Raw genomic sequence first — 7,531 nt, forward strand, 5'->3', positions numbered from 1 at the left:
CCAAAATCAAAACCAGAATTTTTTGAAGTAAAAGCAGAAAAAACAGATAAAACACTGAAACTTACAATCTTAAATAAAAAAGTTCCCCATAATGTACCAACAGCAGATAACGGAAAGCCTAAATACTACGTTGATGTGACCTTTTTTAAAGATGGAAAAGAAGTTTATTCTGACAGCATAACAGTTCTTCCAAATGATCCGTTCGTAAATAGTAAAGAAAAAGTCTTAGAATTTAACTCAGTAGCAGATTTTGACAAAGTTAAAGTAGTTTTAAGCAGAAAATTATCTTGGCAGGAAAAACCAGAAAAAATAGCATCTTATGACTTTTAGACCATTAAACCCAAACGAGAAAGAAATAGTAAAAAGTTTCTTAAGAGATGTCTTTGAAAGAGATTTTGATGACTCTTTTTTTAGCGAAAACAACAATCCAACAGTTTTAGAAATAAATGGTGAAATCATAGGATTTTTAAGCTACTTTTATATTTTAGATGAAGCAGAGCTTTTTCTAATTGCTGTCAAAAAAGAGTTTCAAGGTTTGGGATATGGTAAAATTTTGTTAGAGTATCTTTTGAATAAGCTAAAAGAGAATAACGTAAAAGTTTGCTACTTAGAAGTTTCTTCAAAAAATTCAAGAGCAATCAATCTATACAAAAAGCTTGGTTTTTATGAATATGGTTATAGAGAAAAGTATTATTCAAGCTCAGATGATGCAATTTTGATGAAAAAGGAGCTATAATGGAGATAAGAGGAAGAAAATTAGAACTTTTAATACCGGAAGATAAAATTCAAGAAAAAGTCAAAGAGCTTGCGAAAGCTATAAGCAGAGAATTCAATGGCGAAGAGCTTTATGTAATAGGCATTTTAAAAGGTTCATTTATGTTTTTTGCCGATTTGGTAAGAAATTTAGAAGGAAAAATTTTTATTGACTTTATGCAGGTATCTTCCTATAAAACAGAGATGGAAAGTTTTGGAGAGGTTATCTTTATAAAAGATATGTCTGTTGACATTAAAGATAAAAACGTATTGATTGTTGACGACATTATAGATACAGGAAGAACTTTAAAAGCTTTAGTTGAAGCGTTATCTTTAAGAGACCCAAAAAAATTAAAAACATGCGTACTTTTAGATAAAAGAGAAAGAAGAGAAGTGGATTATAATGCTGATTTTTACGGGTTTGAAATTCCGAATAAATTTGTGGTTGGATATGGACTTGATTGGGCAGAAGAAGGAAGAAACTTAAAAGAAATCTATGCGGTAGTTTGAGGAGAGGGAAATCATGAAAATGGTAGATGTTTCTATAAAGTTTGAAACTATCAGAGAGGCAACAGCTGAAGGGAAAATATATTTGTCTAAGGAAACAGTAGAGCTTATAAGGAATAAACAGATTCCAAAGGGAGATGTGCTTACAGCTTCTATGATGGCTGGAATGATGGGAGCAAAAAAAACACCCGAGATATTACCTTTTTGTCATCCTATCATGATAGACCAAGCATTTGTAGAAGTTGAGCTTCATGAAGATGGAGTATATGCAAAATCTTTTGTTAGATGCATAGGCAGAACCGGTGTAGAAATGGAAGCCTTAACGGCAGTTTCTGCTGCACTTTTAAATGTGTATGATATGTGTAAAGCTTTTGATAAAAATATGATTATCTCAGACATTAAACTTTTATCTAAAAAAGGTGGAAAATCTGACTATGAAGAAGACCTTTCTGGCTTAAACTGTGCAGTAATCACTTTAAGTGATTCATGTTATAAAGGTGAGGCTCAAGACAAAAGCGGAAAAACAGCAATAGATATTATCGAAAATGAATTTGGTGGCAAGGTTATAGATTATACAATTCTTCCTGATGATAAGGAAAAATTAGTAGAAAAACTCAAATCTTTAATAGATAAAGTCGATATTATCTTTACAACAGGCGGAACAGGATTTAGTAAAAGAGATAATACTCCGGAAGCAACAAAAGAAGTGATAGAAAAGGAGATGATAGGCTTTTCTGAAGCTATGAGAATCGTCGGAATTAAATTTACTCCAAAATCTCTTTTATCAAGAGCTGTTTGTGGTATAGCAGGAGACCATACCTTGATAATCAATTTACCGGGTAGCACCGGCGGAGTAAAAGATAATTTAAGAATGATTGCACCATTGTTAAAACATGCAATCAGAATGGCAAAAGGTGAAAAGAAGCATTGAAAAACAAAGCTTTAATCGTTTTTGCCTTAATGTGGAATAAAAATAAACAAAATTACTTAACAAAAGCCGTAGATGAATTACAAAAAAATTTTGGAAACATCATTCTTCAGTCAAAAGAATTTGGCTTAGAATACTCTCATTATCATGAAAAAGAGATGGGAGAAGGTTTGATAAAAAAGTTTGTTCTTTTTGATGAAATAATAAACAAAGAAGACGGCGTGAAAATAAAAAAGTACTCCATGGAGTTAGAAGATAGTTTACGTGTAGACGGCAGAAGGACAGTTAACATAGACCCGGTTTATGCTGATGAATATCAAGTTGTAGCACTTAGCCATAAAGACAAGGGTTCAAGAATATATTTATCAAACGGCGTTTATGCTGAGATACAGCTGCTTTACCATCATGGGAGCTTTCAGCCGCTACTATGGAGCTATTTAGACTACAAAGAAAACGCTGATTTTTTTAATGAAGTTCGAAGAATTTATTTGAAAAGTAAAAAAGTCACTGAATGAAATATGAGATGCGAGATGTTGATAAAATTTAGGTATATTTAATATTCGATACCTTGGGTAAAAAATTAGCAGTGAGGCTGCTTGCAAAAATCCACATCGTCATTCTGCAGCCGTCGAAGAATATATTGTTCTTATTGAATTTCTCAACTGACTTATAAATCATCGTCAAAAATCAACCATCTTTTAATAAAGACTCATACAGCTGTTTTACTTTTTCTTCAAGCTCTTGAATAGTGCCGGTATTTTCTATTATGTAGCCTGCATACTTTCTTTTTTCTTCTATATCCATCTGTGCGTTGATTCTTGCTAAAGCTTCTTCGTAAGAATAACCTTTATTTTCTATCAATCTTTTTATTTGGAGTTCTCTTGGTGCATAGACTAAAACAACTTTATCATACTTTTTATAGCTTCCTGTTTCTATCATAAGCGGTACAGATACGAATAAAACTTTATCTGAATTTTCCTTTTTATTGATTTCTATCCACCTATCAATCTCTTGATTAACTTTTGGATGTAGAATATTTTCAAGAATTCTCTTTTTTTCATAATCATTAAACACAATACCTGCCAACTTTTTTCTATCTATGTTTCCTTCGTCATCAAATGCATCAGGAAAATATTGCCTGATCTCATTTTTAACATTCTCATCACTTAGCAGTTTGTGAACAACCTTGTCTGCATCTATTACCTTTGCACCGAGATTTTCTAAGATTCTTTCTACAGTTGATTTACCTGTTGCTATTCCACCTGTAAGACCTATTACTTTCATAGAGAATCCTTTTTTATGTCTTTAATATGTACGTCTAATTGTGGATATGGAATTTCTATACCTTCCTTTTTTAATCTTTTAAATATTCTCTTTCTAAGCTCACTTTGAACTAAAAAACTATCTTCATAATTAGCTGCATAAAAATAAAGGGTAAAGTTTAAAGAGCTATCTCCAAAGCCAGGAATAAATCTAAGTACTGGAGCAGGGTCAAGTAGCAATTTATCATTTTCTTTTGCTAAGTTATAAACTTCTTCCATTACTATTTTTTCAAACTTTTCTATATCTGCATCATAACTAACAGGAATCTCTATGGCTACTCTTGTAAGTTCTACAGGCTTTGCAAAATTAACAATGATGCTTTGTGCAAGTTTTTCGTTAGGAAGGATTACAACATCGTTAGATAAAGTTTTTATTGTTGTAGTACGCCAGTTTATGTTCATAACATAACCTTTTTTACCATTTTCAAGCTCTATAAAATCACCAACCTTTATATTTTTCTCAAGCAGTATATAAAGACCTGAAAAAATATTTGATAATGTGTCTTTTAAAGCTAAACCTATTGCAAGACCACCTACTCCAAGCGTTGTAATGATTGGCATTATGGAGATACCAAGATAAGACAGCATCATTAATATTCCAATCAAATAGATAAAAACTTGAAGTAAGATAAATATCAGTCCTGTCTCTGGAAGATTTTTATTCTGTAAGTAAAGCTTAACTATTCTTGTAGAGAGATTCCCAATCAGTATTGTAATTGAGAATATCAATAAGACGTCTATTACTTTTGTTATCAGGTTTATATGATTTTGGGGTAATTTTGAGAGATAGACCGTTGCATGTACAGAAATTAAAATTACCCAAATTAAGGATGGAATTTTTATGCTTTTATAGATGGTATCTAAAATGTCATGCGATAGACCTTTAAACCTGTTTCTAAATGCCTTTAAAAATCTTAAAGCTGTAAGCCTTAAAATGTATAAAACAACAAAAGAGCCAACGAATAATATCAGGTCTTTATAATCTTTCAATAAATTATTCATTATTTTTTCTTATTTCAACGCTTAATTTGTGAGCTTCGAGACCTTCGGATTTGGCCATATTGATAGCATGTTTTGCTACTCTGTCAAAGCCTTCTTTTGATACATATATTACAGAGCTTCTTTTTATAAAGTCATAAACTCCAAGAGGAGATGAAAATCTTGCTGCTCTTGAAGTAGGTAATACGTGATTTGGTCCAAGGATATAGTCCCCAAGTGGTTCTGTTGCATACTCTCCAAGGAATATAGCTCCAGCATGATATATTTTATTAAGTAAATCAAACGGATTTTTTGTTATGATTTCTAAGTGTTCAGGAGCAATATAGTTTGATACTTCGCAAGCAGTATCTAAATCATCTACAATAAAAGCATGTCCATATACATTTAAAGATTTTTCTGCTATTTCTTTTCTTGGAAAATCTTTTAAAAGTTCTGTGTATAAATACTCTTTTACTTTCTTTGCAAGGTCTTCTGACGTTGTAACAAGTATGGATGCTGCCAGCTCGTCGTGTTCTGCTTGAGATAGTAAATCTGCTGCAACCCATTTGTAATTTGCAGTTTCATCTGCTATTACAAGAATTTCTGAAGGTCCTGCTATCATGTCTATGTCAACTATTCCATATAAATTCTTTTTAGCTAAAGCTACGTATATATTACCCGGACCAACGATTTTATCAACTTTTCTAACTGTTTCTGTTCCGTAAGCCATTGCAGCAATTGCTTGAGCACCACCGATTCTATAAACAGTATCTATACCACAAACAAAAGCAGCTGCCAATGTGTATTTATTTGGATTTGGAGAACACATAACAATCTCTTTAACGCCGGCTACCCTTGCAGGAGCTGCATTCATGATTACACTTGAAGGATAAGCCGCCTTGCCACCAGGAACGTATAGTCCAACTACTTCCAAAGGTGTTATTTTCTGACCAAGAATCATTCCCTCTTCTTCTTTAAAGAAAGATTTTTCTTTTTGATTTTCATGAAATTCATAAATTCTCTCAAAAGCTACTTCGTAAGCCCATCTAACATCATCTTCTATCTCATTGTATGCTTTTTCAAGCTCTTCAAATGGAATTACAAGGTCTTCCGGATTTAACTTAACTTTATCAAACTTTTCTGTAAATTCTACAAGAGCCTCATCTCCTCTTTCTTTTACTTCCTTTATGATAGTTTTTACAATAGGTTCGTATTTTTCTGTTTCTATGTCTCCTCTTTTTATTAGAAATTCCAGACTTTCATCCTCTTTAAAGTATCTTCCTCTCAAATCAACGATTTTCATCAACTTCTCCTTGTACAGATGTAATGAGGAATATTATATCAGTAATAGAGAAATACGTTGAGTGGAGACTGTTTCAAAAATCAACGCTGCCGTTCTGCAGCCGTACGAAGAATCTTCTGTTTTTCCTTTTAAATCAAAAATTAAAAAATGAGATCCTTCAGACTTAAGTCCTCAGGATGTTCTATGTTAAATGTCAAGTACAAAAATTTTCATCAAATGGTCTTCTGTTTTTTAATACACCATATGCCTGCCTTAATAACTTATGTGCTATAGCCACTAATGCTAACTTTTTAGCCTTACCTTTACTTACTAACCTCTCGTATAATTCTCTGCAGTATTTGTTAAACCTTATTGCTGATAATGCTGCCATGTATAATATCTTTCTTACATATGGATTTCCCATCTTTTTTATTGAATCACTTTTCTTTACACATTCTGAACTTTCATAAGGACTTTGAGGAAGTTAAAATAATGTTATGTCTAAATAAAATTATAAGGAGGAGTAGTAATGGATAAGAAAGAATACTTTGAAAAAATATTAGACAGATCAACTGAAGAATTAGTAAAAGAACTTTTCCCAAATGGTATAGCAACTCAAGAAAAGATAGGTATAAGAAAGCTTTTAGAATCCGTTGTAGAGTTAGTTATGAACCAAGAAAGAAATTTCTTTCTTGAAAACGATAAAGACAACAAAGCAAACGGATATTATGAAAGAAGTCTAAATACAGGTTCTTTCAAGCTTAACATAAATGTCCCAAGAGATAGAAAAGGTAGGTTTAGACCACAAATACTGCCTGACCCTTATAAAAGAGTTAATGAAGATTATATAAACCTTCTTATGAGTTTAGTATCCAATGGATACTCAGAAAGCAAGATAGATTCTACATTAAAAAGCTTGGGATTAAACTACTCAAAGCAATATATGGATAAAATTAAAAAAGAGCTTATAGAAAGACTTAATGATTTCAAAACAAGAGAGCTTCCATCGGATGCATTTGTACTGTATATAGATGCATATCACTGTGATATAAAAGAGAAAAACAAAATCAGAAAAGCTTCTGTCTATGTAGTTCTTGGAGTGGATTTGCAAGGAAACAAAGATATATTTGGATTTTATACATTTTTCAGTAGTGAAAATAAAGCAGACTGGATAAAAGTATTCAATGATTTAATAGATAGAGGACTAAAAAGGGTAATGCTTATAGTAAGTGATGATTTTCCTGGGATATCAAAAGCCATAGAAACACTATTTCCTTACACAGACCATCAGCTATGTTTAGTCCATTTGCAAAGAAACGTTAGAAATCAGATGGATAAAGAAGATTCACAAGTATTTAACAAAGAATTAAAAAACATAAAAGAAAACAGCTTAGATTATGAAGATGGATTAGAAAAATTAGATGACTTATGTAGTAGATTTAAGTCTAAGTATCCAAACTTCATAAAACATATTCAATCCAACAAAGAGAGATACTTATGTTTTTTAAAATATCCAGAAAGTCTAAGAAAGCACATATACACAACAAATCCAGTTGAAAGTGTTAATAGCATGATAGAGAAGGTAAGAATAAATTTAGGCGGATATTTTCAATCTGTGGACATTCTTGAAGTAAATCTGCTTATCCAGAGAGATAATTTAAAGAATGGAAAATGGAAAAAACCTATACCTGCTTTTAAAGGAGCTTCTTATGAAATTTTACAAATGTTTAATAAAAAATTTTCAATCCAGACACAAAATTA

At 31.7% G+C, this 7,531-nt stretch carries 8 protein-coding genes and 2 pseudogenes; 6 read left to right on the plus strand and 4 right to left on the minus strand.

The annotated features are described in order from the left end of the window. The 5 genes and pseudogenes from SULYE_RS08365 to SULYE_RS04290 all read left to right on the plus strand — a co-directional run. Positions 1–330: pseudogene (locus SULYE_RS08365) on the plus strand (multiheme c-type cytochrome); the annotation flags it as partial. Continuing rightward, positions 320–736, plus strand: a complete 417-nt coding sequence (rimI, locus tag SULYE_RS04275; protein ID WP_007546865.1) for a ribosomal protein S18-alanine N-acetyltransferase — start codon at positions 320–322, stop codon at positions 734–736. The pseudogene SULYE_RS08365 and the gene rimI, both read left to right, overlap by 11 nt. Continuing rightward, complete coding sequence (hpt, locus tag SULYE_RS04280) at positions 736–1,263, plus strand: hypoxanthine phosphoribosyltransferase (RefSeq protein WP_007546866.1); 528 nt, start codon at positions 736–738, stop codon at positions 1,261–1,263. Before rimI ends, hpt begins: the two co-directional genes overlap by 1 nt. 10 nt (positions 1,264–1,273) lie before the next feature. Further along, positions 1,274–2,191 carry a bifunctional molybdenum cofactor biosynthesis protein MoaC/MoaB gene (moaCB, locus tag SULYE_RS04285; protein WP_343122141.1) on the plus strand — a complete coding sequence of 306 codons (918 nt, stop codon included), beginning with the start codon at positions 1,274–1,276 and terminating at the stop codon, positions 2,189–2,191. Beyond that, entirely contained in the window at positions 2,188–2,703 is a 516-nt protein-coding gene (locus tag SULYE_RS04290; protein ID WP_007546868.1) for a DUF4416 family protein, read from the plus strand. The genes moaCB and SULYE_RS04290 overlap by 4 nt, the downstream gene beginning before the upstream one ends. Before the next feature lie 172 nt (positions 2,704–2,875). Here SULYE_RS04290 and coaE read toward each other — a convergent pair whose 3' ends face one another. From coaE to SULYE_RS04310, 4 genes and pseudogenes are all read right to left on the minus strand, one after another. Then, the gene (gene coaE / locus SULYE_RS04295) at positions 2,876–3,472 is read right to left on the minus strand and encodes a dephospho-CoA kinase (RefSeq protein WP_007546869.1); all 597 of its coding nucleotides are present in this window, start codon (positions 3,470–3,472) and stop codon (positions 2,876–2,878) included. Further along, positions 3,469–4,512: a mechanosensitive ion channel family protein gene (locus tag SULYE_RS04300; protein WP_007546870.1), complete on the minus strand. Its 1,044-nt coding sequence runs from the start codon at positions 4,510–4,512 to the stop codon at positions 3,469–3,471. Before SULYE_RS04300 ends, coaE begins: the two co-directional genes overlap by 4 nt. Continuing rightward, positions 4,505–5,791 carry a histidinol dehydrogenase gene (hisD, locus tag SULYE_RS04305; RefSeq protein ID WP_007546871.1) on the minus strand — a complete coding sequence of 429 codons (1,287 nt, stop codon included), beginning with the start codon at positions 5,789–5,791 and terminating at the stop codon, positions 4,505–4,507. The genes SULYE_RS04300 and hisD overlap by 8 nt, the downstream gene beginning before the upstream one ends. 193 nt (positions 5,792–5,984) lie before the next feature. Then, positions 5,985–6,245, minus strand: a pseudogene (locus SULYE_RS04310) (transposase); the annotation flags it as partial. A 54-nt stretch (positions 6,246–6,299) separates the two neighbouring features. Here SULYE_RS04310 and SULYE_RS04315 point away from each other — a divergent pair. Further along, on the plus strand, positions 6,300–7,531 hold a 1,232-nt coding region (locus SULYE_RS04315), incomplete at its 3' end, for an IS256 family transposase (RefSeq protein WP_007546776.1).

It is taken from the genome of Sulfurihydrogenibium yellowstonense SS-5 (genome assembly GCF_000173615.1).
Taxonomy (GTDB): Bacteria; Aquificota; Aquificia; order Aquificales; family Hydrogenothermaceae; genus Sulfurihydrogenibium; species Sulfurihydrogenibium yellowstonense.

Coding starts and splice junctions, on each gene's coding strand:
- rimI (WP_007546865.1), top strand. CDS start 320: ATGACTTTTAGACCATTAAACCCAAACGAGAAAGAAATAGTAAAAAGT.
- hpt (WP_007546866.1), top strand. CDS start 736: ATGGAGATAAGAGGAAGAAAATTAGAACTTTTAATACCGGAAGATAAA.
- coaE (WP_007546869.1), bottom strand. CDS start 3,472: ATGAAAGTAATAGGTCTTACAGGTGGAATAGCAACAGGTAAATCAACT.
- SULYE_RS04300 (WP_007546870.1), bottom strand. CDS start 4,512: ATGAATAATTTATTGAAAGATTATAAAGACCTGATATTATTCGTTGGC.
- hisD (WP_007546871.1), bottom strand. CDS start 5,791: ATGAAAATCGTTGATTTGAGAGGAAGATACTTTAAAGAGGATGAAAGT.